This is a genomic window from Bordetella genomosp. 6 (assembly GCF_002119705.1).
GTDB classification, from domain to species: Bacteria; Pseudomonadota; Gammaproteobacteria; order Burkholderiales; family Burkholderiaceae_B; genus Bordetella; species Bordetella bronchiseptica_F.
The window spans coordinates 285,211-310,233 of record NZ_CP021107.1; the positions used below are offsets into that span (position 1 = coordinate 285,211).

A 25,023-nucleotide genomic window follows, 5' to 3' on the forward strand; every position below is an offset into this window, starting at 1 on the left:
CGCGGCGCGGCGGCTCGGCAGGCGAACCGGGTAGGCCGGGGGTGCGTGTCGTTATTCTTTATAGAGAATATAGTTCTCAATAAAAAATATCTTAACGATGCGCGGTGCGGGCGTCAACGGGGGCGCCATCAAGTTTTTTCCTTGACAAGGCTTTTTCTCGCTCCTAGACTTTATTCGCAATCCAGATAAATATTCTCTATAAAGAATAACTAGGAGGCAACGTGAACATCGGAACGTCTTTTTCGCGCGTCTCGTCCAGGCTGGCCGGCGCGTTGCTGGCCACCCTGGTGGTGGCGCCCATGCAGGCATACGCCCAGCCGGCCTATCCTTCCAAGCCTATCGAGATCATCGTCGCCTCGTCGGCCGGGGGCATCCTGGATACCATTGCCCGCGCCGCCGCGCATGGCCTGGAACGGCTGGGCCAGCCGGCCGTGGCCAAGAACCTGCCGGGCGGCGGCGGCACCATCGGCACCGCCGCGGTGGCGCGCATGCCGGGCGACGGCTACACGCTGGGGGCGATCGCCACCAGCCATGGCATCAACCCCAGCATCTACGACAAGCTGGCCTACGACACGCAGCGCGACTTCACCAACATCACGCAATTGGTCGAGCTGACCAATTTCCTGGTGGTCAATCCGTCGGTGCCGGCGTCCAACCTGAAGGAATTCATCGCGCTGGCCAAGGCCAAGCCGGGCACCCTGACCTATGGCTCGGCCGGGGTCGGGCAGTCGAACCATCTGTCTGGCGAGTTGCTGCAGCAGGATGCCGGCATCAAGCTGGTGCACGTGCCTTATCGCGGCAGCGCGCAGGCGCTGACCGACGTGATAGGCGGCTCGGTGTCGGCCATGTTCGTCGACGCCCTGTCGGCCGAGCCCTACGTCAAGGCTGGCAAGCTGAAGCTGATCGCCGCCACCGGCCTGAACCGTTCGCCGGCCTATCCCGATTATCCGACGCTCAACGAGTCGGGCGTGCCGGGCTTCAACGGCAACACGTGGCTGGGCCTGGTCGCGCCGGCCGGCGTGCCCCGGGAAATCGTGGCCAAGCTGCAGGGCGCCGTGCGCGCCGAGTTCGAGGACCCCGACGTGCGCAAGCGGCTGCTCAGCCAGGGTGTGATTCCGGTAGCCTCGACGCCGCAGGCATTCAGCGCGTTCCTGGACAGCGAAATGAAGCGCTGGGCGGAAGTGATCAAAGTGGCAGGCATCAAGGCGAACTGACATGACGCAGGATCTGGATATGGCCGAGCGCAGCGTGGCGGCGCCGCAATGGGAGGGCGCGGCGCGCGCGGCGGCGGTGCTGGAGGCGCGCAGCGTGGCCATCGTCGGCGCTTCCGCCGACCCGGGCAAGATCGCCGGCCGGCCGCTGGCCTATATGTTGTCGCGCGGGTTCGTCGGCAAACTGTTCCCGGTCAATCCGACCCGCGCCCAGGTGCAGGGCGTCAAAAGCTATCCGTCGCTGGCGGCCATCGGCGAGCAGGTGGACCTGGCCATCGTCGGCACGCCCGCCGCGCTGGTCGAGGGCGTGATCCGCGAGGGGATTGCGGCCGGGGTCCGGGCCTTCGTGGTGTTTTCCTCCGGCTTTTCCGAGACGGGCGAGGCCGGCGCCGCGCTGCAGCGCCGGCTGGGCGAGCTGGCGCGCGCCCACGGCGTGACCATCCTCGGCCCCAACTGCCTGGGCGTGGCCAACAGCGCGACCGGGCTGATCGCTTCTTTCACCACTGCGCTGGAGGAAACGCCCATCCGCCCGGGCGGCTTCGCGCTGGTCAGCCAGAGCGGCGCGCTGGGCGCGTACTGGATGGACATCTGCCTGCGCTCGGGGCTGGGGTTCAGCAAGTGGATCACCACCGGCAATGAATGCGACATGGACGCCGCCGCGGCCATCGCCTACCTGGCAGGCGACGCCGACACGCGCGTCATCGGCCTGTATATCGAGGACATCCGCGATACGGCGGCGTTTCGCCGCGCGCTGCGCGTTGCGGCCGAAGCCGGCAAACCGGTCATCGCGATCAAGGCGGGCCGCTCGCAGGCGGGCGCCGCGGCGGCCGCCTCGCATACCGGCGCGCTGGCCGGCGACGATGCCTTGTACGACGCCTGCCTGCGCCAGCACGGCGCGCTGCGCGTGGACTCGCTGGGCCAGATGATGGACGCGGCCCGGCTGTACCTGTTCGACAGCGTGCCGCAAGGCAGGCGCATCGCGGTCATGTCGGTCTCCGGCGGGGCCGGCGTGCTGATTGCCGACGAGGCCGAGCGGTGCGGGCTGGTCCTGCCGCCGCTGGCCGAGGCCACGGCCAGCGCGCTGGCGCCGGTATTGCCGTCCTTCGTGCAGGCCGCCAACCCGCTCGACCTGACCGGCAACGTCGTGCAGGACACGGCCAGCATCGGCCAGGCGCTGGAGGCGGTGGCCCGCGACCCCGGCAACGACGCCATCGTGCTGTTCGTCGGCCTGATGCACAGCATTGCCAGCGCCTTCACCGATGCCCTCGCGCAGGCGCGCCAGCGTACGCAGCGGCCCATCATCGTGATCTGGATCGGCGCCAAGGAAGAGTCGGTGGCCGCGCTGGAGCGGGCGCGCATCCCGGTGTTCCGCGATATTCCGCCGGCTGTCGCCGCGCTGGGCGCCGCGGTACGCCTGCGGGCGCTGCGCGAGGCGGCCTTGGCCATGGCCTTGCCGGCCGCCGAGCCGCCGGCGGCGCCCGGCGCCCGTGTCGAGGCGCTGGCCGAATGCGACGGCAAGGCGCTGCTGCGCGAGCTGGGCGTGGCCGGCGTGCCCGCCGGCGTGCTCGTGAGCGGGCCGGCGCCCGACCGGCTGCCCGCGCCGCTGGCGTATCCGGTGGTGGCCAAGCTGCAGGCCGCCAGCCTGCTGCACAAGAGCGATATCGGCGGCGTGGCGCTGGGCATCGCCAGCGACCAGCAACTGCACGAGGCCGCGCGGCGCCTGGCCGGCATCGCGCAGGCGCATGGTATCGAGATTCGCGGGGTGCTGATCGAACCCATGCAGCCATTCGACCACGAACTGCTGCTGGGGCTGCGGCGCGACCCGCGCTTCGGCGCCACCCTGACGCTGGGGCGCGGCGGCGTCGAGGTCGAGCTGGACGCCGACGTGGTCAGCCAGCTGCTGCCGCTTTCGGCCGCGGCCATCCAGGCCATGCTCGAATCCCTGCGCGCGGCGCGCCTGTTCCAGGGTTTTCGCGGGCGCGGCGCGGTGGACCTGGCCGCCTTGTCGAGCCAGATCGCCGAGTTGTGCCGCATCTTCCAGGAGCGGTCCGACCTGGCGGAGGTGGAGATCAATCCGTTGGCCGTGCGCGGCGACCGGGCCTGGCTGCTGGATGCCGTCGTGAGCCGCTACGCATGAGCGCCGCCGCGAACTACGTGCGGGTCGAGGATGCGGGGGGCGTGCGCGCCATCGTGCTGGACCGGGCCGTCAAGGCCAACGCCCTGTGCGCCGCGATGCTGGACGCCATCCGGCATGCCATCGAAGGCGCGCCGCGCGACGGCGCGGACCTGCTCGTGCTGCGCAGCGCCGCGCCCGCCCTGTTCTGCGCTGGCGGCGATATCGAGGAGTTCGCGCTGGGCGAGCAGGCGCTGGAAAGGCAGGGCGCAGCGCTGCGCGAACTGATGGCGTCCATGGCCCGTTGCCCCTTGCCGCTGCTGGCGGTGGCGCGGGGCAAGGCGGCCGGGGCGGGCGTCATCTTGCTGGCCATGACCGATCTGGTCATCGCCGGACAGGACTTGTCGCTGGCCTGTCCGGAAATGGCGTTCAGCATGTATCCGGTCATCGTGCAGGCTGCGCTGGAAACCAAGATCAGCGCGGCGCGCGCGCGCCAGCTGTGCCTGAGCGGCCAGGCGCTGGACGCGGCGGCGGCCCGCGACCTGGGACTGGTGACCGACGTGCTCGGGCTCGACGGCTTCGAGGCGCTGGCCGAGCGGCGGCTGGCCTACTACGCCGGACGGCGGGCGGCGCTGGCCATCGCGCGCAAGGCCAGGCTGGCGATGGAGCCTCCCGATGCCACGGTGGCCAGGGTGCGGGCGCTGGAGCCATTGATGCACGAGAACTTCCGTATCCCGGGCGTGCGGGAGACGATCCAGGACTACCTGACGGGCCTGCGCGCACGGCGCGCGGGCTGAGCGGCGGGGTGTACCGCGCAGCCGCTATGTGCCACACTTTCATTTTTCCTAGCGAGAGAATTTCTCTGTCTTAAGAATGGCAGCCGAACCTCCCGAAAAACTCGTAGGCGCGCTGGTGGGCGGCCTGCGCGTGCTGCGCTACCTCAGCGCAGCACCGGCGGGCGTGGGCGTCACCCGTGTGGCCCGCGACCTCCAGCTCAATTCCAGCACTTGCTACAACTTCCTCAAGACCCTGGTGTATGAGGGCCTGGTCACGTTCGACGAGTCGACCAAGACTTATTCGATTGCCCTGGGCCTGGTCGAACTGGCCAAGGGCGTGCTGGAACAGGGCGCCTACGTGCGCCTGATCCATCCGCATCTCGAGGAGATCGCGCGCGAGCATCGCGTCACGGCGACGCTGTGGCAGCGCACCAGCAACGAGCGGGTGGTGCTGGTGGACCGCGCCGACAATGACAGCTCCGTGCGGGTGCACATGAGCGTGGGCCAGCGCCTGCCCATGTACATCGCCGCCCTGGGCCGCTGCATGGCGGCCAATGCCGGGCTGGACCGCGACCAGCTCGAACAGCGTTTCGACGCCTTGCGCTGGGACGACAAGCCGCCGTTCGACGAATACCTGGCGGGCGTGGAGGAAGCCAGGAAGAACGGCTATGCGACCGACGCCGGCCACTATGTAAAAGGCGTAAGCACCGCTTCGGCCGCCGTGCTGGACGCCTTCGGCAAACCGGTGATGGCCATCAGCGCGGTGGGCTTCAGCGCCCAGTTCACCGGCGACGCGCTCGAACGGCTGGGCGAGGACCTGCGCGCGCGCGCCGGCCTCATCACCCGCGCCTTGTCAGGCGGCCGCGCCAACGCCGCCGCCTGACGCCCGTCGCGTTTCGCTTTCCTCCTGCCGCGCGTCCGCGCGGTTTTTTTTGATGCCTGTCCCAGTAGGGACAGACACACCCGTGCGGGGCCGGTTCCGCCTCGTTCGCTCCAGCGCCTCGGTAAAAACCCGATTGACGTGAATAGGTGTCCTCTCTATTATTTTGTTAACCGTCTGGTTAGTTAATTGACTGACTAAGTGAATTTCTCCATGAACGGCGCCATTCCAGGCCGTTCGCGGCCAGGCCAGGCACGATTGTTACAAGGGAGGCAAGGTGGCACGCGCCAATAAAGAACAGTTGCTCGATGCGTACCAGCGCATGCTGGGCATCCGGCTGGTGGAGCTGCGGCTCGGACGCTTGTTCGCCGATGGCGAAGTGCCCGGCTTCATCCACCTCAGCGTCGGCCAGGAGGCCGTGGCGGCCGCGATGGGCATGGTGCTGCGGCCGGACGACACGGTGGCCTCGACCCACCGCGGCCACGGTCACGCGCTGGCCAAGGGCATCGACATGGACGACTTCTTCCTCGAACTGATGGCCCGCGAAGAGGGCATCTGCAAGGGGCGGGGCGGCTCGATGCACGTGGCCAACATGTCGATCGGCATGCTGGGCGCCAACGCCATCGTCGGCGCCAGCATTCCCATCGCCCTGGGCAGCGCGCTGGCGCACCAGGTGCGCAAGACCGATGCCCTGGCGGTGGCCTTCTTCGGCGATGGCGCGATGGCCGAGGGCGTGTTGCACGAAAGCCTGAACCTGGCGGCGCTGTGGCAGCTGCCGCTGCTTTTCCTGTGCGAGAACAACGGCTGGGCCGAGTTTTCCCCCACCCACAAGCAATTCGTGGCGCCGCTGGACAAGCTGTCGGCGGCCTTTTCGATTCCGCACGCCAAGGTCGACGGCAACGATGTGCTGGCGGTCATGGACGCGGCGCGGGCCGCCGTGGCCGATATCCGCGCCGGCAAGGGGCCGCGCGTGCTCGAGTGCATCACCCACCGCTGGCGCGGCCACTACGAGGGCGACCCGCAGAAGTACCGCGACAGCGACGAGATTTCCGGCCTGGACGAACACGACCCGGTGGCCCGCTTCGAGGCGGTGCTCGACAGCAAGGGCGTGAGCCAGGCGCAACGCCAGAAAGTGCGCGACGCGGTCCAGGCCCAGGTCGAGCAGGCGGTCGAGCGGGCCCGCAAGGGCCGCCCGCCGGCGTGGGAAGCCGCCCGCGCCGATGTCTACACCCAAGCCGAGGCTCGCTGACATGGCCGAACTCCGATTTGCCCACGCCATCAACCGCGCACTGGCCGAGTGCATGGAAGAGGATCCCATGGTCTTCCTGTTCGGCGAGGACATCGCCGAGGCCGGCGGCCCGTTCGGCGTGACCCGCGGCTTGCACGCCAGGTTCGGCTCCGACCGCATCCGCGACACGCCGATCTCCGAAGCCGCCATGGCCAACGCCGCGGTCGGCGCCGCCCTGTCGGGCCTGAAGCCGGTGCTGGAAATCATGTTCATGGACTTCATGACGCTGACCATGGATGCGCTGGTCAACCAGGCCGCCAAGGCGCGCTTCATGTTCGGCGGCCAGACCTCGGTGCCCATGGTGGTGCGCACCCCGCACGGCGGCGGCATCAGCGCCGGGCCCCAGCATTCGCAGTGCCTGGAGGCCTGGTTCGCGCACGTCCCCGGCCTGAAGGTGGTCTGCCCGAGCAATCCTGCCGACGCCTATGGCCTGTTGAAGTCCGCCATCCGCGATCCCGACCCCGTGGTGTTCGTGGAAAACAAGGCGTTGTACGCCGCCAAGGGCGAGGTGCCCGACGATGCCGGGCCGATCCCGCTGGGCCAGGCGCGCGTCGCGCGCGCCGGCCGCGACCTCACCGTGGTGAGCTACGGCGCCATGGTGCACAAGGCCGAGCGCGCCGCGCGGTCCCTGGCCGAGGAAGGGATCGAGGCCGAGGTGCTGGACCTGCGCAGCATCCAGCCGTGGGACGAGGCGGCCGTGCTGGCTTCGCTTGGCCGCACGCACCGCCTGCTGATCGTGCACGAGGCCGTGGAGGCTTTCGGCGTGGGCGCGGAGATCGCCGCGCGCATGGCCGACATCGGTTTCGACGAACTGGATGCGCCCATCGTCCGCGTCGCCGCGCCTTTCGTGCCGGTGCCCTTCGCGCCGTCGCTGGAAGCGCAGTACCAGCCCCAGGAGGCCGACATCATCGCCGCAGCCCGCAAGCTGTGCGCCTGAATACTGGAGACACCATGAGCGAACAAAGCATACTCACCGAAGTCCGCGACCACGTCGGCATCATCACCATTAACCGGCCCAAGCTGCACAACGCGCTGGATACGCCGACCCTGCTGGAACTGGAGCGCGCGCTGACCACGCTGGAGGCCGACGCCGAATGCCGCGTCATCGTCGTGACCGGCGCGGGCGAGAAGTCGTTCGTGGCCGGCGGCGACCTGGTCGACCTGAATTCGCGTCAGGGCCTGGCCCACTACCAGGAGTTCGCCGAAGACATCCATCGCGTGTTCCGCCGCTTCGAAACCAGCGACAAGCCCACCATCGCCGCGGTCAACGGCTGGGCGCTGGGCGGCGGCACCGAGCTGCTGCTGTGCCTGGACCTGCGCATCGTGGCCGAGAACGCCGCCATCGCGCTGACCGAGGTGAACCTGGGCCTGTTCCCGGGCGCGGGCGGCACGCAGCGCATCATCCGCCAGATCTCGCCGTGCCAGGCCAAGGAAATGATGTTTACCGGCGGGCGCATCAGCGCCGCCGACGCCGTGCGCATCGGCCTGGCCAACCGCGCGGTGCCCGCGGCCGACCTGATGGCCGAAACGCTGGCGCTGGCCGGGCAGATCGCCGCCAAGTCGCCGCTGGTGCTCAAGCTGCTCAAGCGCACCCTGCGCGACGGCGCCGACATGCCGCTGGCCAACGCGCTGGCGCATGAGCAGGCCATGATCGGCCTGGTGCTGGACACGCGCGATGCCCACGAAGGCATCGGCGCCTTCCTCGAAAAGCGCGCCGCGCGCTTTACCGGACAGTAGGCCATGAGCCAGTTGAACGACCTGCTCATGCCCAAGCTGGGCCTGACCATGACCGAAGGCACGCTGATCGAGTGGAGCGTGGCCAGCGGCGCCGAGGTCAAGGCGGGCGATTCGCTGTTCGTGGTGGAGACGGACAAGGTCGCCAACGAAATCGTCGCGCAGGCCGACGGCACGCTGGCCGAGATCCTGGTCGCCGCCGGCGAGACGGTGCCGGTGGGCACCGTGGTGGCGCGCTGGACCGGGCCTGGCCAGGGCGCGGACGACATGGCCGACGCGCCGCTGGCGCCGGCTCCGCAGCCGGTAGCCGAGACGGCGCCGGCCGCGGCGCGCGAACCTGCGCGCGGCGGACGTGTCGTGGCCACGCCGCTGGCGCGGCGCCTGGCGCGTGAAGCCAGCCTGGACCTGGCGCAGGTCGGCGGTTCCGGGCCGGGCGGGCGCATCAAGGCCGCCGACGTGCGCCAGGCTGCGCGCGCGCCGCAGACCGCGCCGGTTGCGCCGCGGGATGCGGCTTCGCCGGCGCCGGCCGCGCGCGCGCCGCTGGCGCAGGCCGCCGGCGAACAGCGCATCGAAGCCAGCGCGCTGGTGCAGTCCATGGCCCGGCGCATGACGCAGGCTAAGCAGGTGCCGCATTTCTACCTCTCGGCCGAGGCCGAGGTCAGCGCGCTGCTGGCGCTGCGCCAACGCCTGAACGCGCAGGCCGACGCGCCGCGGCTGACGCTCAACCACTTCGTCATCGCGGCGGTGGCGCGCGCGCTGGCGGCCATGCCGCACCAGAACCGCATCTGGAACGACGACCATATCGTCCAGTTCCAGGGCATCGACGTGGGCGTGGCGGTGTCGACCGAGCGTGGCCTGATGGCGCCGGTGCTGCACGGGCTGGACCATGCCTCGCTGGACGACATCGCCGCGCAATCCGACGCCCTGCTGGACCGGGTACGCGCCGGCAAGGCCACCCGCGAAGACATGAGCGGGGGCGCGATTTCCATTTCCAACGCCGGCATGTTCAACGTGACATACATGGCCCCCATCATCAATCCGCCGCAATCGGCCATTCTCGGCGTGGGCAGCATACGCGAGCTGTTCCGGCCCGACGAGCAGGGCGCCCCGGCGCTGCGGCGCGAGATGGGCCTGGTGCTGGCCGCCGACCACCGGCTGCACGACGGCGCCAGCGCGCTGGCGTTCCTCAATCACGTCATCGACCTGCTGCAAGACCCGTACCGGCTGTTGCGCAACCGACCCCATACCAAAGGATAGATTCCATGGATTTTTCGCTTTCGGACGAGCAGAAGCTGATCGTCGAGACCGCGCGCCGCATCGGCGAGGACTACGGTGTGGATTACTGGCATGACCTGGACCGCAGGAAGGCGTTTCCGCAGGAGTGCTGGCAGGCCATCTGCGACGCCGGCCTGGCGGGCGCGGCGCTGCCTCAGGAACACGGCGGCTCGGGCCTGGGCATGCTGGACCTGGCCCTGATCGTCGAAGAGCTGTCGGCCGGCGGCGGCGGCGCGACCCTCGGCCAGCTGTTCATGATCAACCCCATCTTCGGCGGCGTGCCCATCTCGAAGTTCGGCAGCGAACAGATGAAGCGCGAGCTGCTGCCGGCCCTGGTCGGCGGCAAGATGAATTTCTGCATGGCGCTGACCGAGCCCGACGCCGGCACCAACACGCTGGCCATGAAAAGCCATGCCGAGGCCGAGCCCGGCGGCGGCTGGCGCCTGAACGGCCGCAAGATCTGGATCACCGCGGTGGACGTCGCGCAGAAAATGCTGGTGGTGGCGCGCACCTCGCGCCAGGCCGAGGGCGCGCGGCCCAGCGACGGCATCTCGATGTTCATCATCGACGTCGAGCGCGAAGGGCTGAGCCATTCGGCCATCGACAAGGTCGGCACCCAGACCCTGAGCGCCTGCTCGGTGTTCTTCGACAACGTGCGCATCGAGCCGCACGAGCTGGTGGGCACGCTGGACAAGGGGTTTCGCGAACTGCTGGACGTGCTCAACACCGAGCGCATCGTCACCACGGCCAGCCTGATCGGCGCGGGCCGTCTGGCCAAGCGGCTGGCGGTGCAGTACGCCAACGACCGCAAGGTGTTCGGCGGCAAGCCCATCAGTTCGTACCAGGGCCTGCAGTTTCCGCTGGCCCAGTCGCACGCCGAGCTGCAGTGCGCGCGTCTGATGAACCTGAAGGCGGCGGCGCTGTGCGACCAGGGGCTGCCCTATGGCACCGAGGCCAACATCGCCAAGCTGATCGGGTCGCAGGCGGCCAGCCACGCCATCGAACGCAGCATGCAGACCATGGGCGGCATGGGCTACGCGCGCGAATTCCACGTCGAACGGTTGTGGCGCGATGCGCGCCTGTTCAAGTTCGCCCCGGTGTCCGAGGAGATGATCCTGAACTACATCGCCATACACGACCTCGGCATGCCCAAGTCATACTGAACACCCAGAATCGCGACGCGGGACCGGCACCGGCCGCCACCCGCGCAAACGATCCGCACATCCACGGAGACCACCCATCATGTTCAATCTGAGCGCCTCGATCGCCTTCCACGCCCGGCGCACGCCCGACAAGGCGGCCATCGTATACCGCGACCAGGAGATCGGCTACGCCGATTTCCACCAGCGCATTCTCCAGGCGGCCGCCATGCTGCGGGCGCGCGGAATCGGCCAGAACGACGTGGTGGCGCTGTTCATGAAGAACAGCGCGGCCTTCCTGGAGCTGGCCTTCGCCGCCAGCTACCTGGGGGCGGTGTTCCTGCCGGTCAACTACCGGCTGGCCGCGCCCGAGGCCGCCTACATCCTGGGCGACGCCGGCGCCAAGCTGCTGCTGGTGGACGAGGAGTTCGACGCCATCGTCGCGCTGGAGACGCCCAAGATCGTCATCGACGCGCAGGCCCAGGCCGATTCGCGCCGGCTGGGCCAGCCCGGCCTGGATATCCCTCCGCAGGCCGCCGTGGCGGAAACCGACCTGGTGCGCCTGATGTATACGTCGGGCACCACGTCGCGGCCCAAGGGCGTGATGCACTCCTACGGCAACCTCCACTGGAAATCCATAGACCATGTGATCGCGCTGGGCCTGACGGCCAGCGAGAAGCTGCTGGTGGTGGGGCCGCTGTACCACGTCGGCGCGTTCGACCTGCCGGGCATCGCGGTGCTGTGGGTGGGCGGGACGCTGTGCGTGCACCGCGAGTTCGACCCCGAGGCGGTGCTGGCCTCGATCGAGCGCCATCGCCTGACCTGCGGCTGGATGGCGCCGGTCATGCTCAGCCGGGTGCTGGCGGTGCCCGATCCGGGCCGCTTCGACCTGGATACCTTTGCCTGGTGCATCGCCGGCGGCGAGAAGACGCCGGAGTCGCGCATCCGCGATTTCACGCGGGTATTCACGCGCGGCCGCTTCATCGACGGTTTCGGCATGACGGAAACCTGCAGCGGCGACACGCTGATGGAAGCCGGGCGCGAGATCGAGAAGATCGGCTCGACCGGCCGCGCCCTGCCGCACGTGGAGATCCGTATCGCCGACGGCGCGGGCGGCTGGCTGCCGGCCAACCAGAAGGGCGAGATCTGCATGCGCGGCCCCAAGGTCACCAAGGGCTACTGGAACGCGCCGGAGAAGACCGCCGAGGCGTTTCACGGCGACTGGCTGCGCAGCGGCGACGTGGGCTACCTGGACGAGGAAGGCTTTCTGTTCGTCACCGACCGCACCAAGGACATGATTCTGACCGGCGCGGAGAACGTGGCCTCCAGCGAGGTCGAGGCGGCGCTGTACGAGCTGCCGCAGATCGCCGAGGCGGCCGTCATCGGCGTGCACGACGACAAATGGGGCGAACGCATTACCGCCGTGGTGGTGCTCCATCCCGGCCAGACCCTGACCCTGGAAGAGATCGACCGGCACTGCCGCCAGCGCCTGGCCAGCTTCAAGGTGCCGCGCGAACTGAAGGTGGTGGCCGAGCTGCCGCGCAATCCGTCGGGCAAGGTGCTCAAGCGGGTGCTGCGCGACGAATACAACGGTTAGGACAACGGGCAGGCGGCGCCATGCCGCCGCATCGAACGCACCGAACACGGAGACATCCCATGACCCTGGCACAACGATTCGCCCGGTTTGCGGCGAACCTGGAACTCGACACCATCCCGGCGCCGGCGCTCGACAAGGCGCGCGCCTGCGTGCTCAACGGCTACGGCATCGCGCTGGGTTCCCACCCCACGCCGTTCTTCGGCGTGGCCGAGCGCGCCGTGCTGGCGATGGACGGCGAGCGCGAAGACGGCGCCACGCTGCTGGGCAGCGGCCGCCGCAGCACGGTGGCCGGCGCGGCGCTGGCCAATGCGGCGTTGTTCCATGGCCGCGCGCAGGAAGACACCTGCGGCGTGGCGCACTTCGGCGCCATCCTGCTGCCCTTGCTGACCGCGCTGGTCGAGCGCGGCGAAGGCCGTATCGAGGATTTCCTGCCCGCGCTGGTGGCCGGCTATGAGGTGGGCGGCGCGCTGGAGGCCGCCTATTCGCCGCTGACCACGGCCGCCGGCCTGCGCGCCTCGCCGCTGTACGGCACCGTCGCCGCGGCGGCGGCGGCTGCCCGCCTGTGGCGCCTGCCCGAGGACCGGACCGCCGCCGCGCTGGCCAACGCCGCCTCCTTCGCCGGCGGCATCCTGCAGTCGTTCGGCGACGGCACCGACGAGTGGCGCTACCAGGTCGGCATGGCGGGGCGCAACGGCCTGGCGGCCGCCACGCTGGCCGCCAGCGGCTCGGTTTCGGCGGCCGGCGCCTTCGAGGGCCGCAGCGGCTTCGTGCGCGCCTTCGTCAGGACCGATTGCGACGTCGACGCCCTCGCCGGCCAGCTGGGCAAGGACTGGTCGATTCTCAAGGTCACCTTCAAGCCTTACCCCGTCTGCGCGCTCAACCAGACGCCGGTGCGCGCCAGCCTGGCGCTGCGCGAGCAGTTGGGCGCGCGGGCCGACGCCGTCCGGACCGTGCGTATCCACCTCAACCCCACGGTGGTCGGCTATGCCGGCATGGACAAGGAAGGCCCCTTCGAAAGCGTGTCGGGCACGCTGATGAGCATCCAGTTCTGCGTGGCCACCACGCTGCTGCACGGCGCGCCCACCATCGCCCACATGACGGCGTTCGACGACGCCGGCGTGCTGGGCCTGATTCCCCGCATCCGGCCGCTGGCCGACCCGGCGCTGGGCCTGCTGGCCTGCCGCATCGAGGCCGACGTGGACGGACGGGCCGAGCCCGTGGTGGTGCAGATGCACACGGACCACACCGAATACAGCTACGACAGGGCCGGCGTGTCGGCGCTGGTGCGCCGCATCGGCGAAGAGACCGGCGTGGCGCCGGCGGCCTACGACCATATCGAGAAATTCGCCCAGGCCTTGCCGCACGCCGACCTGGGCGATGTGCTGGCCGCTTTCAGCAGCATCCAGACCGCCCGTTGAGCGGGTCGGGAAACAAGCCCCGGGGACACGGGGCACGACGCAACGATGTTCGAAACTCTCTAGGAGGAGACACTATGTCTTGGTACAGGAAATCTACGACTTGCCTGGCGGTCGCCGCCGCCCTGCTGGCTTCGGGCGCGGCCCTGGCCGCCGATACCATCAAGATCGGCATGACCTCGGCCCTGACCGGCCCATACAACGAATTCGGCGAGGGCAACCGGCGCGCCGTCGAGCTCGCCGTCGAGCAATGGAACGCCAAGGGCGGCATCAATGGCAAGAAGATCGAGATCGCCATGCTGCTCGACGACCAGCTCAATCCCGACCGCGCGGTGCAGAACATCCGCGCCATTCTCGACAACAAGGAAATCGTCGGCATCATCGGCCCGGCCGGCAGCGGCCCCACGCTGGCCGTGATCGACATGGTCCAGGCCGATGGCCGACCCTACATGAACCCCATCGCGCAGACGCCGGTGGTGACCTATCCGGGTGAGAAGACCGGCGAGAAGCCGCGTCCCAACGTGTTCTCGTTCGCGCTGCAGAACGACGTCGAGGCCGTGGCCATGGGCGAGTACCTGGCCAAGAAATTCAAGCGCGTGGGCATCGTCCACGAAAGCACCGCCTACGGCGTGACCGGCGTCGACTACCTGGCCGCCTCCATCGCCAAGAACGGCGGCGCCAAGCCGGTGGCCACCGATTCGTACAACCAGGGCGCGCAGGACATGACGGCCCAGGTGGCGCGCATGAAGCGCGCCAACGTGGATGCCATCGCGGCCATCGGCCTGGGCAAGGACCTGGCCGTGCTGCGCAGGACCATGGCCCGCCTGAACGTGAACGTGCCCCTGGTCGCCTCCAACGGCGCGCTGGGCCAGCCGTACCAGGAAGGCGCCGGCGAACTCACGCTGGGCACCCTGGGCACCATGATCGGCGCCTTCGGCAACCCGATGCGCGCGCCCGCGGCCGACTTCGCCAAGGCCTACAAGGCCAAGTACGGCACCGACCGCTGGTGGGGCAACGACCCCGAGAATCCGCAGCTGTTCATGGCGATCTCGGTGTCCAACGGCTACGACGCGGCCAACATTCTGTTCGAGGGCATCCGCCTGGCCAACTCGACCGATCCCAAGGCCGTCATCGCCGCCATCGAGTCGATCAAGGACTACCAGGGCGTCAACACGGCCTATACCTTCTCGAAGGACCGCCACCACGGTATCGAGACCGACGGGGTCAAGGTGTTCGAGTACGTCAAGAAGGGCGACAAGATCCGGCTCGAGCCGATCGCGCAATAACCGGCGGCGGGTCCGGCCGGCGCGGGGCCGCGCCGGACCCAGCCACAGCGCCAGAAGGATGAGGGTGGTATGGATTTCTTTATCCAGATGATAGTTTCGGGACTGAGCGTCGGCGCGGTCTATGCCCTGATCGGGCTGGGCCTGAACCTGACGTTCTGGACGACCCGCGTGCTCAATTTCGGGCAGGGGTCCGTCCTCATGGCAGGCGCCATGCTGACCGCGGTCATGGTCGGCGCCGGCGTCAACGTATTTCTCGCGGTGGGTGTCTCACTGCTCGCCACCGCCTTCATCCTGTGGATCGTCGAGCTGGTCGGCGTACGGCCCATGCGGCGCATGTCCGGCAGCATGGGCTGGGTGGTCTCCACGCTGGGCATCGGCATCTTCCTGCAGGGCATGGCCAGCTGGCTGTTCGGCACCCAGGCGGTCGCTTTCCCCGACGTGCTGTTCAGCAGCGCCGACACCGTCGAGTTCATGGGCGCCTATATCTCGCTGCAGTACATCGCCGTGTTCGTCATCAGCGTCATGATCGTCTGCCTGATGGAGCTGTTCCTGCGGCATTCCATCTGGGGCTACGGGGTGCGCGCGGTGGCGCACGATCGCGACCTGGCGGCCCTGATGGGCATACCGGTGTACCGCGTGGTGGTGTTCTCGTTCCTGGTCAGCGGCGTGCTGGCGGGCATCGCCGGCATCCTGGTGTCCCAGGTTTCCGGCACCGTGGACCCCAACTTCGGCCTGCACCTGCTGATCCTCGCCTTCGTCGCCGCCGTGGTCGGCGGCATGGGCAGCGCGTTCGGCTCGCTGGTCGGCGGCCTGATCCTGGGGATCATGGAGAAATTGGTGGGCGGCTACGTCTCGCCCGCCGCCGCCGAGGTGGTGGCGTTCGTGCTCTTGATAGGCGTGCTGACGATTCGCCCGCAGGGCTTGTTCGGCAAGCGTGAAACCGTGAAGGTGTGAGGCCGATGAAACTGCTAGGACAACTCCTGACGAACTCCTGGACGCTGGGCGTGCTGGCCATCGCGCTGGCGGTGGGCGCCGGCCATGCCGACACCGGCACGGTGCAGATGTGGAGCTTCGTCATCATCAACATCCTGCTTGCCCAGGGCATCAACCTGCTGACCGGCATCAACGGCCAGATCTCGCTGGGGCACGCGGGCTTTTTCGCCATCGGCGCCTACGTCAGCGCCATCGCCCTGAAGTCCTGGGGCGTGCCCTTTCCGGTGGCCCTGGCCATGGCCACCATCGCGGCCTCGGGCGTGGGCTTCCTGCTGGCCGGCCCGGCGGGCCGGGTGCGCGAGTTCTACCTGGCGATGATGTCCCTGGGCTTCGGCCTGATCGTCTACGAACTGGCGCGCGAGCTGCGCGGCGTGACCGGCGGCGTGATGGGCATGCGCGGCATTCCGTCCTCCCAGATCGGCACGCTGCAGATCTTCGGCTGGAGCATCGATACGGTGGCGTATTTCCGCATCCTGCTGGCGGTGCTGCTGGTGGTCATGCTGATGCTGCGCAACTTCGTCAAAAGCCATTATGGCCGGGCGTTCTACGCCGTGCACGTCAGCGAAATCGCCGCCGGATCGCTGGGCATCTCGCAGGCCGCGGTCAAGCGCGCCGCCTACGCCATCAGCGGCGGCCTGGCGGGGCTGGCCGGCGGCTTCTACGCCCACATGATCGGCTATCTCACGCCCGAGAGCTTCGGGCTGATGCGCTCGATCGAGATCCTGGTGATGTCCATCGTCGGCGGACTGGGTTCGCTGGCCGGCCAGGTGTACGGCGCCGTGCTGTTCACCTATCTGCCGCAGAAGCTGCAGGCCTTCAACGATTACCAGTACATCGTCTATGGCCTGATCCTGGTGTTCATCTTCACGCTGCTGCCGCGCGGGCTGGCGGGGCTGCTGGGCACGCAGACGCGCTACAGCAAGTACGACCAGCTGCGCCGGGCCGTCGCCGGCCAGTCGGCGGCGCCGCTGGGCGAGCGGCCGGCGCATGCGCGGCGCGACGCGGCCCAGCCCCTGATCCGGGTCGAACAGGTGGTCATGGAGTTCGCAGGCCTGCGCGCGCTGGCGGGCGTCTCGCTCGACCTGCACGCCGGCAGCATCACCGCGCTGGTCGGGCCCAACGGCTCGGGCAAGAGCACGCTGGTCAACGTCATCAGCGGCATCTACCGGCCGACCTCGGGCAGCATCCTGTACAAGGGCCAGGACATCGCGGGCTGGCCGGCCCACAAGGTGGCCCAGGCAGGCATCACGCGCACCTTCCAGGATCCGCGCAACGTGCCCAGCTTCACGGTGCGCGAGAACATCCTGATGGGTGCCCATCGCCGCTACCGCCACGGCGCGCTGGCCGCGGCGGTCAATACGGCCGGCGCCCGGCGCGAGGAGGCGGCTTTCCTGCGCCAGGTCGACGCCCTGATGCAGGCGGCCGGGTTGTCCGGGCACGCCGACGCTGTCATGAGCGAGCTGCCGTATGGCATCCAGCGCCTGGCCGAGGTCGCCCGCGCGCTGGCCAGCGATCCCGAGCTGCTGCTGCTGGACGAGCCGGCCGCCGGCCTGTCGGAGCTGGAGTCCGGCCACCTGATCGGCCTGGTGCGCCTGGCGCGCGATCATGGCGTGGCCGTCATGGTGATCGACCATCACATGGATTTCCTGGCCGAGCTGGCCGAGGACGTCGTGGTGTTCGAGGCCGGCGACGAAATCTACCGCGGCGACATGGACGGCATGCGCGCCGATCCGGCCGTCATCCAGGCCTATCTTGGCGCGGAGGAACCCGCTCATGCTTGAAGTGCGCAACCTGCAGGTCAGCTACGGCGCCATCGACGCCGTGCGCGGCGTCAGCCTGACGGCGCAACCCGACGGCATTACCGCGCTCATCGGCGCCAACGGCGCCGGCAAGTCGTCGCTGATGCGCGCCATTTCCGGCGTGACGCCGGCCAAGGCAGGCCAGATCCTGCTCGATGGCGTCGACATCACCCGCATGCCGCCGCACGAGCGCGCCCGCCACGGGATCGCGCACGCCATGGAGGGGCGGCGCATCTTCCACCAGCACACGGTCGAGGAAAACCTGATCACCGCCTGGCATTTCCGCAAGCCCAGGGGCAATTTCAAGGCGGCCCTGGAAAGCGTCTACGGCAATTTCCCCATCCTGGAGCAACGGCGCGGCGCCAAGGCCGGCACGCTGAGCGGCGGCCAGCAGCAGATGCTGATCCTGTCCATGGCGACGCTGCACCAGCCGCGCTGCGTCCTGCTGGACGAGCCGTCGCTGGGCCTGGCGCCCATCGTCGTCTCGCAGATCTTCGACTTCATCAAGCAATACTGCGCGCAGGGCGGACGCGTGGTGCTGCTGAGCGAGCAGATGGCCAGCCTGGCGCTGCGCGTGGCCGATTTCGGCTATGTGCTCAAGCACGGGCAGACCGTGTTCGAGGGCACGCGCGAGCAGCTGGCCAGCGGCGCGGGCGGGGATCTCTCCAGCGCTTACCTGGGCGCGGGCAAGTCCCGTCCCGTACCAACCCAATAGAAGGAAAAGGCGGCACATGGCTTCGACGATGGAAACGGACCTGCTCGTGCTCGGTGGCGGACCCGGCGGCTATACCGCCGCGTTTCGCGCCGCCGACCTGGGGCTTTCCGTGGTGCTGGTGGAGCAGCGCCCGACATTGGGCGGCGTTTGCCTGAACGTGGGCTGCATTCCCTCCAAGGCGCTGCTGCATTGCGCCAAGGCGCTGGACGAGGCGCGCGCCATGGCCGAGCTGGGCATCGAGTTCAGCGAGCCGCGTATACGCCTGGACAAGCTGCGCGCGCACAAGGAGGCGCTGGTGGCGAAGCTGTGCGGCGGCCTGGGCGGGTTGGCGCGCCAGCGCAAGGTGCGGGTGGTGACCGGCACGGGACGTTTCGACGGCCCGCACAGCCTGGCGGTATCCGATGGCACCGGCGTGGCGTTCAAGCAGGCCGTCATCGCGGTCGGCTCGCACCCGGTGCGCCTGCCGTTCCTGCCGGACGACCCGCGCATCATGGATTCGACCGGCGCGCTGGAGCTCAAGGAGATTCCGCGGCGCCTGCTGGTGATCGGCGGCGGCGTCATCGGCATGGAGCTGGCCACCGTCTATGCGGCCCTGGGTGCGCGCGTGACGGTGGTCGAGCTGACCGACGGCCTGCTGCCGGGTTGCGACCGCGACCTGGTCAAACCGCTGGCGCAGCGCGTGGCCGGCCGCTACGAGGCCGTCCTGCTGGGCACGCGCGTGAGCGCGGCCCAGGCGCGCGACGATGGCATCCATGTCAGCTTCGACGGCCCGGGGGCGCCCGCATCGCGGGTGTACGATCAGGTGCTGGTGGCCGCGGGCCGCCGGCCCAATGGCGCGGCCATCGACGCCGGGCGCGCCGGCGTGCGGGTCGACGAGCGCGGCTTCATCCGCGTCGATGCGCAGCAGCGCACCAATGTCGGTCACATTTACGCCATCGGCGACGTGGTGGGCGAACCGATGCTGGCGCACAAGGCCGCCCACGAAGGCAAGGTGGCCGCCGAGACCGCCGCGGGCATGCGCGTGGCCAACGACGCGAGGGTGATTCCGGCGGTGGCGTACACGGACCCCGAGGTGGCCTGGGTAGGCCTGACCGAAACCGCGGCGCGGCGCGACGGCATTGCCTACGAGAAAGCCGTTTTTCCGTGGGCGGCCAGCGGCCGCGCGCTCAGCCTGGGGCGTGGCGAGGGCCTGACCAAGATCCTGGTGGATCCGGCCACGCACGCCTTGCTGGGCGTGGGCATGGTTGGGCCGCAGGCCGGCGACCTGATCGCCGAGGCCGCGCTGGCCATCGAAATGGGCGCCGAACCGGGCGACATCGCGCTGACCATACACCCGCATCCGACCTTGTCCGAAACCCTGGCCTTCGCGGCCGAGGCGTACGAGGGAACGCTTACCGAGTTGTACCTGACCAGGAAAAAAAGTTAAATATGCGACCGGTCCACGTAACTCACCGGGAGGACTCAACCAGTGGCGACATGGAATAACGCAGTGCCTACACGCAAGGCCATGCATCAACTGAAGCGCGAGGCGCTGTTGCGCGAGGCCATTGCTGCGTTCAACCAGAAAGGGTTCCACGCGACATCGCTGGGCGACATCGCCACCAGCCTTGGGGTGACCAAGGCCGCGCTTTATCACTATTTTCCCAACAAGCACGCGTTGCTGTTCGAAGCGTTCGCCGAGGCGCTGCGCGTGGGCTTCGAGGCGATCGAGGCCGCCGAGCGGCAAGGCGGCAGCGGCCTGGACAAGCTGCAGATGGCGGTGCGCGAATACCTGCAGGTGACGCTGAGCGAGATGAGCCGCTGCGTCATCATCACCGAGGAACACGCGCTCGAGCCGCAGGACCGCGCCAAGATCGTCGAGCAGCGCGACCGCTTCGAGGCCAAGCTGCGCGGCTTCGTGCGCGAGGGCATCGAGGACGGCAGCGTCATCCCCTGCGATCCCAAGCTGGCCATTTTCTCGATATTCGGCGCGGTCAACTGGGTGCCGAAGTGGTTCTCGGATTCGGGCAACTGGTCCAACAAGCAATTGGCCAAGGGCATGTCCGAACTGCTGTGCCGCGCCATCGCCAGGAACCCGGCCGAGGCGTTCGCGCCGGACATCGGCAAGATGCGGGTCGAATGAACGCCGGCGCGCCGCCCGAGGGCGGCGCGCTTGCACGGAAGGGCGGGGCCTGATTTCAGCGGCCGGCCTGCGCCAGCAGCCGCTCGGCGTTGCCGTGCAGGATCTTCTCCATCGCGTCGGGCTTGATCGGCAACGTCAGGAACCACTCCGTGTATTCCTTCAGCGGGCACATCGGATACGCCGTGCCGAACAGCATGCGGTCGGCCAGGAACGAATTGGCCGCCTGGATGAAGTCGGCGTGGCCGGGCAGGTTGTACAGGTACATGTCCGGCGACAGGTACAGGTTGGGGCGCCGGAACGCCACGTGGATGATTTCCTGCACCCAGGGCCAGTTGCCGTGCGAGCTGACCACGGTCAGGTCCGGAAAGTCGCCCAGCACCCGGTCGATGTGCTCGGGGTTGGTATAGGTGATGTCCGGGCCGGCGTTGCCGCCGGTCATCATGATGACCGGGATGCCGTTGTCCTCGCAGAAGGCATACAGCGGATAGAGGCGACGGTCGTCCACGTGCATGGGCGTGGCCCAGACGCCCGGCTCCAGGTTGACGATGCGGATGCCCAGGTCGAGGATTTCCTGCATCTGCGCCATGGCTTCCTTGCGCGTGGCCGCCTCGATCGAGCCCACCGGATGGAACTTGTCCGGATACGCCTTGGCCACGGCGGCCACGTCGGCGTTGGATACCGAGCCCAGCACGCTGGAGTTGCGGCCCACGCAGACGCCTTGCTCGATGCCGGCGGCGGCCATTTCCTCGAACATCAGCTCCAGGGATTTTTCCTCGGCCGAAGGCGCCGGCTCGAAGCCCAGTTGCCGCGTGAACCGGTTGCGGATGTCGGGACGCGTGTAGATGCGTGCATTGAGAAAGCCCATGGCAGGCGGACGAAGGCGAAAGTCGATGATTTTCATGGCGCTCTATGAAAGGTGAAGGGTTGGGGCAGGAAAGGGGCCGGCGATCATTGCGGCTCGATGCGGGCCAGCTGGACCAGCCTGGCCCAGTTGTCGACCTCGTTCTCGATGTGCTTGCCGAATGGCGCCGGCGGCATGTATGCGGGTTCGACGCCGGCCACCGCGAGCTTTTCCACGGTGGCGGCATCGGCCAGGCTGGCCTGCAGCGCCTGCGCCAGCGCCTGGGCCACGCCGTCGGGCATGGCCTTGGGGCCGACCAGGCCATACCAGCTGGTGATGTTGTAGTCCTTCAGGGATTCGGACAGCGACGGCACCGACGGCGCCAGGCGCGAGCGCTGGGCCGATGCGATGGCCAGGGGCTTGAGCTGCTTGCCCTGCTGGAACCGCAGGGCGTTGCCCACGTCCACGAAGGTAAAGGTGATGGTCTTGCCGATCACGTCGGTCACGGCGTTGGGGATGCCCTTGTACGGCACGGCCAGCACATCCGTGCCGGCGCGCGCCTGGAACAGCGCCAGGGCGATCTGCGCACCCGACGAGCCGTACCCGGCCGACATGGCGTTGCCGTCCTTCCTGGCCAGCGCGACCAGCTCCTCGACACTGTCGGCGGGGAAGTCGGGCCGCGTCATCAGCATCATGGAGGTGGTGGCGATCTGCGCCACCGGCGTGAAGTCCTTGACCGGGTCGTAGGACGGCTGCTTGAACAGGCTCTTGTTCATGGCCTGGATCGCCGCGGTCGTGAGCAGCAGCGTCGAGCCGTCTGGCGCGCTGTCGGCCACGTATTTGGCGGCGATCGAGCCCGATGCCCCCGGCTTGTTCTCCACCACGAACGGCTTGCCCAGCCGGCGCTCCAGCTCGGCGCCGGCGATGCGCGCCACCATGTCGGTCTGGCTGCCCGCCGGGAATGGCACCACGATGGTGACGGGCTTGGTGGGGTAGGCGTGTGCGGGGCCGCCGGCGCCCAACAAGGCGCTGGCCGCGAGCACGGCGATGCGTAGCGAGTGTCTCATGTGTCCTCCTGGGCCGGTCGGTCCGGCATCTCGTGAAAATCGTGATGGCGACGGTTGGCGGCGAACCGCGGGCTCCTAGGCCATGGCCGGCATGGCAGGCTCGGCGGCCCGGGCCTCCGGCTGGCGCTGCCCCAGGTGCCTGCCCAGCACGTAGCCGAACGTGAGCGCGGGCCCCAGGGTGATGCCCGCGCCGGGATAATTGCCGCCCATGATGCTGGCCGCGTCGTTGCCGACCGCGTACAGGCCGTCGACGGCGCGGCGGTCCGGATACAGCACCTGGCCATGCGCGTCGGTGGGCAGCCCGGCGAACGTGCCGATGTCGCCGACAAACAGCTGGATCGCGTAGTACGGCGCCTGTTCGAGCGGCGCCAGGCAGGGGTTGGGGCCGTGCAGCGCGTCGCCCTGGAAACGGTTGTAGGCGGTGGTGCCCTTGCCGAAAGCGGTGTCTGCGCCGTTCCTGGCGTCGCGGTTGAAGCGCTCGACCTCGGCGGCCAGCACGCGCGGATCCACGCCGATCTGGCCGGCCAGCGCGGCGATGGTGGGCGCGCGGCGCAGGTAGCCGGCGCGCAGGTGGCTGCCGTAGGGCACCGGAAACGGCGCCACCCGGCCCAGGCCATAGCGCCGCAGCGTGGCGTGGTCGCACAGCAGCCAGACCGTGGCCTCGTCGTCGTCCTGGCATGCCTGCATCATGGCGATGGCGAAGTCGTGGTACGACAGGCTTTCATTGACGAAGCGGCGGCCTTGCCGCGTCACGGCGATCACCCCGGGCTTGGCGCGGTCGATGAAGTGCGGCATCACGCCCTGTTCCCCGTTGCGGCGCGTGGGGCGCGACACCGGCGTCCAGGCGGCGGCGTGCGGAATCGTTGCGTCCACCCGCACGCCCAGCGCCTCGGCCAGCGCCAGGCCGTCGCCGGTGTTGGTGGCGGGCGACGGCGAGTAATGCCCCTGGCCGCGCGCGACATGCGGGAACAGCGCCTGCTGGCGCGCGGGGTCGTGCGGAAATCCGCCGCAGGCCAGCACCACGCCGCGGTGGGCGCGCACCGTGCGTTCGCCCGCGGGGGTATCGACCCGCACGCCCGCGACCCGGCCGTTCTCGACCAGCAGCGACCGCGCGCGGCAGCGCAGGTGGATCGGCACGTCCAGGTCCAGCGCCGACCTGGCCAGCCGGGCCGCCAGGGCATTGCCGTTGGTAAGCGTCATGCCCCGGCCGTGGCGCAGCACGTCGCGCGCCTGGCGCAGCAGGCGCGCCGCGACATAGCGAAACGACGCCAGCGAGCGGAAGGCCCGGGTGAAATGGCGGATCTCGTCGCCGGAGGCCAGCATCATGCCTAGCACCATCAGTTCGGGCAGCGCCGGCGCCAGGTGCGCGATGGCGTCGCCCAGTTCGCGCCCGTCGTAGGGGCGCGTGACCATGGACCGGCCGCCCGGCCGGCCGCCGCGCGCCTCTGCGTGATAGTCGGGAAAGCTGCGCGGCATGTCGAACTGCACCTGGGTATGGCGGGCGAAGAATTCGACCGCCCGGGCGCCGTTCTCCAGGAAGGCTTGCGTGCGCTCAGCGTCGAAATGGGTGGTCGCCTCGTGCGCGATGTAGTCGCGCGCCGCGCCGGCCGGCTCGTCGATACCCAGCGCCGCCGCCAGCGGCGTACCGGGTATCCACAGCCATCCCCCGGAACGCGCCGTGGTTCCGCCGAACTTGTCGGCCTTCTCCAGCACCACGACCCGGGCGCCATGAAAGGCCGCGGTGATGGCGGTGGCCATGCCCGCGGCGCCCGAGCCGATGACGACCACGTCGGCGGCGGTGGGCAGATCGGCCCCGGAGAGATGTACGCTCATTTTTAGTTAACGTCTAAGTAATTAGTTATTCGCTAACTATATATAATTGTCAAAGTGATAATATTGGCGTTTACCCTTGATCCCCGCCACCGGGCGCCGCGTGAAGCCCGGTCTTCGAGAGGACGTGAATTGGAAAAGAACCGTCGTGGTATCCAGTCGGTGGAACTGGGCAGCCGGATGCTGCAGACCCTGGCCCAGTTCGGCCGCCCCGCCGGGCTGACCGAGCTGGCGCAGGAGTGCGACATGCCGCCCGGCAAGGTCCATCCCTATCTGGTGAGTTTCATGAAGGTGGGTTTCGTGGCGCGCGATCCCGCCTCCGGCCTGTACGAGCTGGGCCACCTGGCGCTGGAGCTGGGGCTGGCCAAGCTGCATCGCCTCGACCCGGTGCGCGAAGCCTCGCAGGCCATTGCCGACCTGACGGCCGAAACCGGCCATGGCACCGGCCTGGTCGTGTGGGGCAACCTGGGGCCGACGCTGATCCGGCTGGAAGAGCCGGCGCATCCGCTGCACGTGAACTTGCGCATCGGCACGGTCATGTCGCTGGTGCATACGGCCACCGGGCGGCTGTTCGCCGCCTACCTGCCGGCCAAGGTGGTGTCGCGCGTGCTGGAGGCCGACCCCATGGGCGTGCATTTCGGGTCGCGCCACCAAAGCCGCCCGGCCCACGAAGACTACGAGCGCCAGCTGTCCGAGATCCGCGGCCGCGGCATCTCCCGCACGCTGGGCAGCCCCATCCCGGGCATCGACGCCTTTTGCGCGCCGGTCTTCGATTCCATGGGACACATCGCCGCCGGCCTGCTGGTAATGGGCCCGTCGGCGACGTTCGACAGCGACTGGGACGGGCAGGTCGCCACCCGGCTGCATGCCTGCGCCAACGATATCTCGCGCAAGCTGGGCTACATCGACACGCCCGCCAGCCCGAGGGCGGCGCGCTGAGGA

The 25,023-nt window shown here is 68.9% G+C and carries 21 protein-coding genes; 18 read left to right on the plus strand and 3 right to left on the minus strand.

Going from position 1 to position 25,023, the window contains the following annotated elements:
* Positions 1-221 precede the first annotated feature (221 nt).
* The 17 genes from CAL11_RS01375 to CAL11_RS01455 all read left to right on the plus strand — a co-directional run bounded on the left by CAL11_RS01375 (position 222) and on the right by CAL11_RS01455 (position 20,343).
* Complete coding sequence (locus CAL11_RS01375; RefSeq protein WP_086091933.1) at positions 222-1,214, plus strand: tripartite tricarboxylate transporter substrate binding protein; 993 nt, start codon at positions 222-224, stop codon at positions 1,212-1,214.
* A gap of 1 nt (position 1,215) precedes the next feature.
* Positions 1,216-3,348, plus strand: a complete 2,133-nt coding sequence (locus CAL11_RS01380; protein ID WP_086091934.1) for an acetate--CoA ligase family protein — start codon at positions 1,216-1,218, stop codon at positions 3,346-3,348.
* Positions 3,345-4,121, plus strand: a complete 777-nt coding sequence (locus tag CAL11_RS01385; RefSeq protein WP_086091935.1) for an enoyl-CoA hydratase/isomerase family protein — start codon at positions 3,345-3,347, stop codon at positions 4,119-4,121. Before CAL11_RS01380 ends, CAL11_RS01385 begins: the two co-directional genes overlap by 4 nt.
* 76 nt (positions 4,122-4,197) lie before the next feature.
* The gene (locus CAL11_RS01390; RefSeq protein ID WP_086091936.1) at positions 4,198-4,983 is read left to right on the plus strand and encodes an IclR family transcriptional regulator; all 786 of its coding nucleotides are present in this window, start codon (positions 4,198-4,200) and stop codon (positions 4,981-4,983) included.
* Between the two features lie 274 nt (positions 4,984-5,257).
* The gene (locus CAL11_RS01395) at positions 5,258-6,229 is read left to right on the plus strand and encodes a thiamine pyrophosphate-dependent dehydrogenase E1 component subunit alpha (protein ID WP_033460973.1); all 972 of its coding nucleotides are present in this window, start codon (positions 5,258-5,260) and stop codon (positions 6,227-6,229) included.
* 1 nt (position 6,230) lies between these two features.
* The gene (locus CAL11_RS01400; protein WP_086091937.1) at positions 6,231-7,205 is read left to right on the plus strand and encodes an alpha-ketoacid dehydrogenase subunit beta; all 975 of its coding nucleotides are present in this window, start codon (positions 6,231-6,233) and stop codon (positions 7,203-7,205) included.
* A 14-nt stretch (positions 7,206-7,219) separates the two neighbouring features.
* Positions 7,220-8,005: an enoyl-CoA hydratase/isomerase family protein gene (locus tag CAL11_RS01405; RefSeq protein WP_086094491.1), complete on the plus strand. Its 786-nt coding sequence runs from the start codon at positions 7,220-7,222 to the stop codon at positions 8,003-8,005.
* 3 nt (positions 8,006-8,008) lie between these two features.
* Positions 8,009-9,259: a dihydrolipoamide acetyltransferase family protein gene (locus CAL11_RS01410; protein ID WP_086091938.1), complete on the plus strand. Its 1,251-nt coding sequence runs from the start codon at positions 8,009-8,011 to the stop codon at positions 9,257-9,259.
* A gap of 5 nt (positions 9,260-9,264) precedes the next feature.
* The gene (locus tag CAL11_RS01415; protein WP_086091939.1) at positions 9,265-10,440 is read left to right on the plus strand and encodes an acyl-CoA dehydrogenase family protein; all 1,176 of its coding nucleotides are present in this window, start codon (positions 9,265-9,267) and stop codon (positions 10,438-10,440) included.
* Positions 10,441-10,519: 79 nt separating this feature from the next.
* Positions 10,520-12,013 (plus strand): AMP-binding protein, encoded by a 1,494-nt coding sequence (locus CAL11_RS01420; protein ID WP_086091940.1) that lies wholly within the window; start codon positions 10,520-10,522, stop codon positions 12,011-12,013.
* A 20-nt stretch (positions 12,014-12,033) separates the two neighbouring features.
* A complete protein-coding gene (locus CAL11_RS01425; RefSeq protein WP_086091941.1) occupies positions 12,034-13,431 on the plus strand; it encodes an MmgE/PrpD family protein in 1,398 nt (465 codons plus the stop codon).
* A 74-nt stretch (positions 13,432-13,505) separates the two neighbouring features.
* Entirely contained in the window at positions 13,506-14,714 is a 1,209-nt protein-coding gene (locus tag CAL11_RS01430) for an ABC transporter substrate-binding protein (RefSeq protein ID WP_033468512.1), read from the plus strand.
* 69 nt (positions 14,715-14,783) lie between these two features.
* Positions 14,784-15,668 carry a branched-chain amino acid ABC transporter permease gene (locus CAL11_RS01435; RefSeq protein ID WP_086091942.1) on the plus strand — a complete coding sequence of 295 codons (885 nt, stop codon included), beginning with the start codon at positions 14,784-14,786 and terminating at the stop codon, positions 15,666-15,668.
* Positions 15,669-15,673: 5 nt separating this feature from the next.
* Positions 15,674-17,488, plus strand: coding sequence for a branched-chain amino acid ABC transporter ATP-binding protein/permease (locus tag CAL11_RS01440; RefSeq protein WP_167382425.1), 1,815 nt, complete (start codon positions 15,674-15,676; stop codon positions 17,486-17,488).
* Positions 17,481-18,221 carry an ABC transporter ATP-binding protein gene (locus CAL11_RS01445; RefSeq protein WP_033468508.1) on the plus strand — a complete coding sequence of 247 codons (741 nt, stop codon included), beginning with the start codon at positions 17,481-17,483 and terminating at the stop codon, positions 18,219-18,221. Before CAL11_RS01440 ends, CAL11_RS01445 begins: the two co-directional genes overlap by 8 nt.
* Before the next feature lie 16 nt (positions 18,222-18,237).
* Complete coding sequence (lpdA, locus tag CAL11_RS01450) at positions 18,238-19,647, plus strand: dihydrolipoyl dehydrogenase (RefSeq protein ID WP_033468505.1); 1,410 nt, start codon at positions 18,238-18,240, stop codon at positions 19,645-19,647.
* An 81-nt stretch (positions 19,648-19,728) separates the two neighbouring features.
* Positions 19,729-20,343, plus strand: coding sequence for a TetR/AcrR family transcriptional regulator (locus tag CAL11_RS01455; RefSeq protein WP_233500469.1), 615 nt, complete (start codon positions 19,729-19,731; stop codon positions 20,341-20,343).
* Positions 20,344-20,398: 55 nt separating this feature from the next.
* On the opposite strand, the gene CAL11_RS01460 is transcribed toward CAL11_RS01455, so the two are convergent.
* The 3 genes from CAL11_RS01460 to CAL11_RS01470 form a co-directional block, all read right to left on the minus strand.
* Positions 20,399-21,244, minus strand: a complete 846-nt coding sequence (locus CAL11_RS01460; protein WP_003815505.1) for an amidohydrolase family protein — start codon at positions 21,242-21,244, stop codon at positions 20,399-20,401.
* Between the two features lie 47 nt (positions 21,245-21,291).
* On the minus strand, positions 21,292-22,251 hold the full coding sequence (locus CAL11_RS01465) for a Bug family tripartite tricarboxylate transporter substrate binding protein (protein WP_086091944.1): 960 nt from the start codon (positions 22,249-22,251) through the stop codon (positions 21,292-21,294).
* 75 nt (positions 22,252-22,326) lie between these two features.
* Positions 22,327-24,084 carry an FAD-dependent oxidoreductase gene (locus tag CAL11_RS01470; RefSeq protein ID WP_086091945.1) on the minus strand — a complete coding sequence of 586 codons (1,758 nt, stop codon included), beginning with the start codon at positions 24,082-24,084 and terminating at the stop codon, positions 22,327-22,329.
* 129 nt (positions 24,085-24,213) lie between these two features.
* Here CAL11_RS01470 and CAL11_RS01475 point away from each other — a divergent pair, with 129 nt between their 5' ends.
* On the plus strand, positions 24,214-25,020 hold the full coding sequence (locus CAL11_RS01475) for an IclR family transcriptional regulator (protein ID WP_086091946.1): 807 nt from the start codon (positions 24,214-24,216) through the stop codon (positions 25,018-25,020).
* The last annotated feature ends 3 nt before the right edge of the window (positions 25,021-25,023 follow it).

Bases quoted from the DNA above. Each gene is read 5' to 3' on its own strand.
- CAL11_RS01470 (WP_086091945.1), bottom strand. From the start codon at position 24,084: ATGAGCGTACATCTCTCCGGGGCCGATCTGCCCACCGCCGCCGACGTG.
- lpdA (WP_033468505.1), top strand. From the start codon at position 18,238: ATGGCTTCGACGATGGAAACGGACCTGCTCGTGCTCGGTGGCGGACCC.
- CAL11_RS01400 (WP_086091937.1), top strand. From the start codon at position 6,231: ATGGCCGAACTCCGATTTGCCCACGCCATCAACCGCGCACTGGCCGAG.
- CAL11_RS01460 (WP_003815505.1), bottom strand. From the start codon at position 21,244: ATGAAAATCATCGACTTTCGCCTTCGTCCGCCTGCCATGGGCTTTCTC.
- CAL11_RS01425 (WP_086091941.1), top strand. From the start codon at position 12,034: ATGCCGCCGCATCGAACGCACCGAACACGGAGACATCCCATGACCCTG.
- CAL11_RS01430 (WP_033468512.1), top strand. From the start codon at position 13,506: ATGTCTTGGTACAGGAAATCTACGACTTGCCTGGCGGTCGCCGCCGCC.
- CAL11_RS01445 (WP_033468508.1), top strand. From the start codon at position 17,481: ATGCTTGAAGTGCGCAACCTGCAGGTCAGCTACGGCGCCATCGACGCC.
- CAL11_RS01410 (WP_086091938.1), top strand. From the start codon at position 8,009: ATGAGCCAGTTGAACGACCTGCTCATGCCCAAGCTGGGCCTGACCATG.
- CAL11_RS01380 (WP_086091934.1), top strand. From the start codon at position 1,216: ATGACGCAGGATCTGGATATGGCCGAGCGCAGCGTGGCGGCGCCGCAA.
- CAL11_RS01420 (WP_086091940.1), top strand. From the start codon at position 10,520: ATGTTCAATCTGAGCGCCTCGATCGCCTTCCACGCCCGGCGCACGCCC.
- CAL11_RS01405 (WP_086094491.1), top strand. From the start codon at position 7,220: ATGAGCGAACAAAGCATACTCACCGAAGTCCGCGACCACGTCGGCATC.
- CAL11_RS01385 (WP_086091935.1), top strand. From the start codon at position 3,345: ATGAGCGCCGCCGCGAACTACGTGCGGGTCGAGGATGCGGGGGGCGTG.
- CAL11_RS01415 (WP_086091939.1), top strand. From the start codon at position 9,265: ATGGATTTTTCGCTTTCGGACGAGCAGAAGCTGATCGTCGAGACCGCG.
- CAL11_RS01390 (WP_086091936.1), top strand. From the start codon at position 4,198: ATGGCAGCCGAACCTCCCGAAAAACTCGTAGGCGCGCTGGTGGGCGGC.
- CAL11_RS01455 (WP_233500469.1), top strand. From the start codon at position 19,729: ATGCATCAACTGAAGCGCGAGGCGCTGTTGCGCGAGGCCATTGCTGCG.
- CAL11_RS01435 (WP_086091942.1), top strand. From the start codon at position 14,784: ATGGATTTCTTTATCCAGATGATAGTTTCGGGACTGAGCGTCGGCGCG.
- CAL11_RS01440 (WP_167382425.1), top strand. From the start codon at position 15,674: ATGAAACTGCTAGGACAACTCCTGACGAACTCCTGGACGCTGGGCGTG.
- CAL11_RS01465 (WP_086091944.1), bottom strand. From the start codon at position 22,251: ATGAGACACTCGCTACGCATCGCCGTGCTCGCGGCCAGCGCCTTGTTG.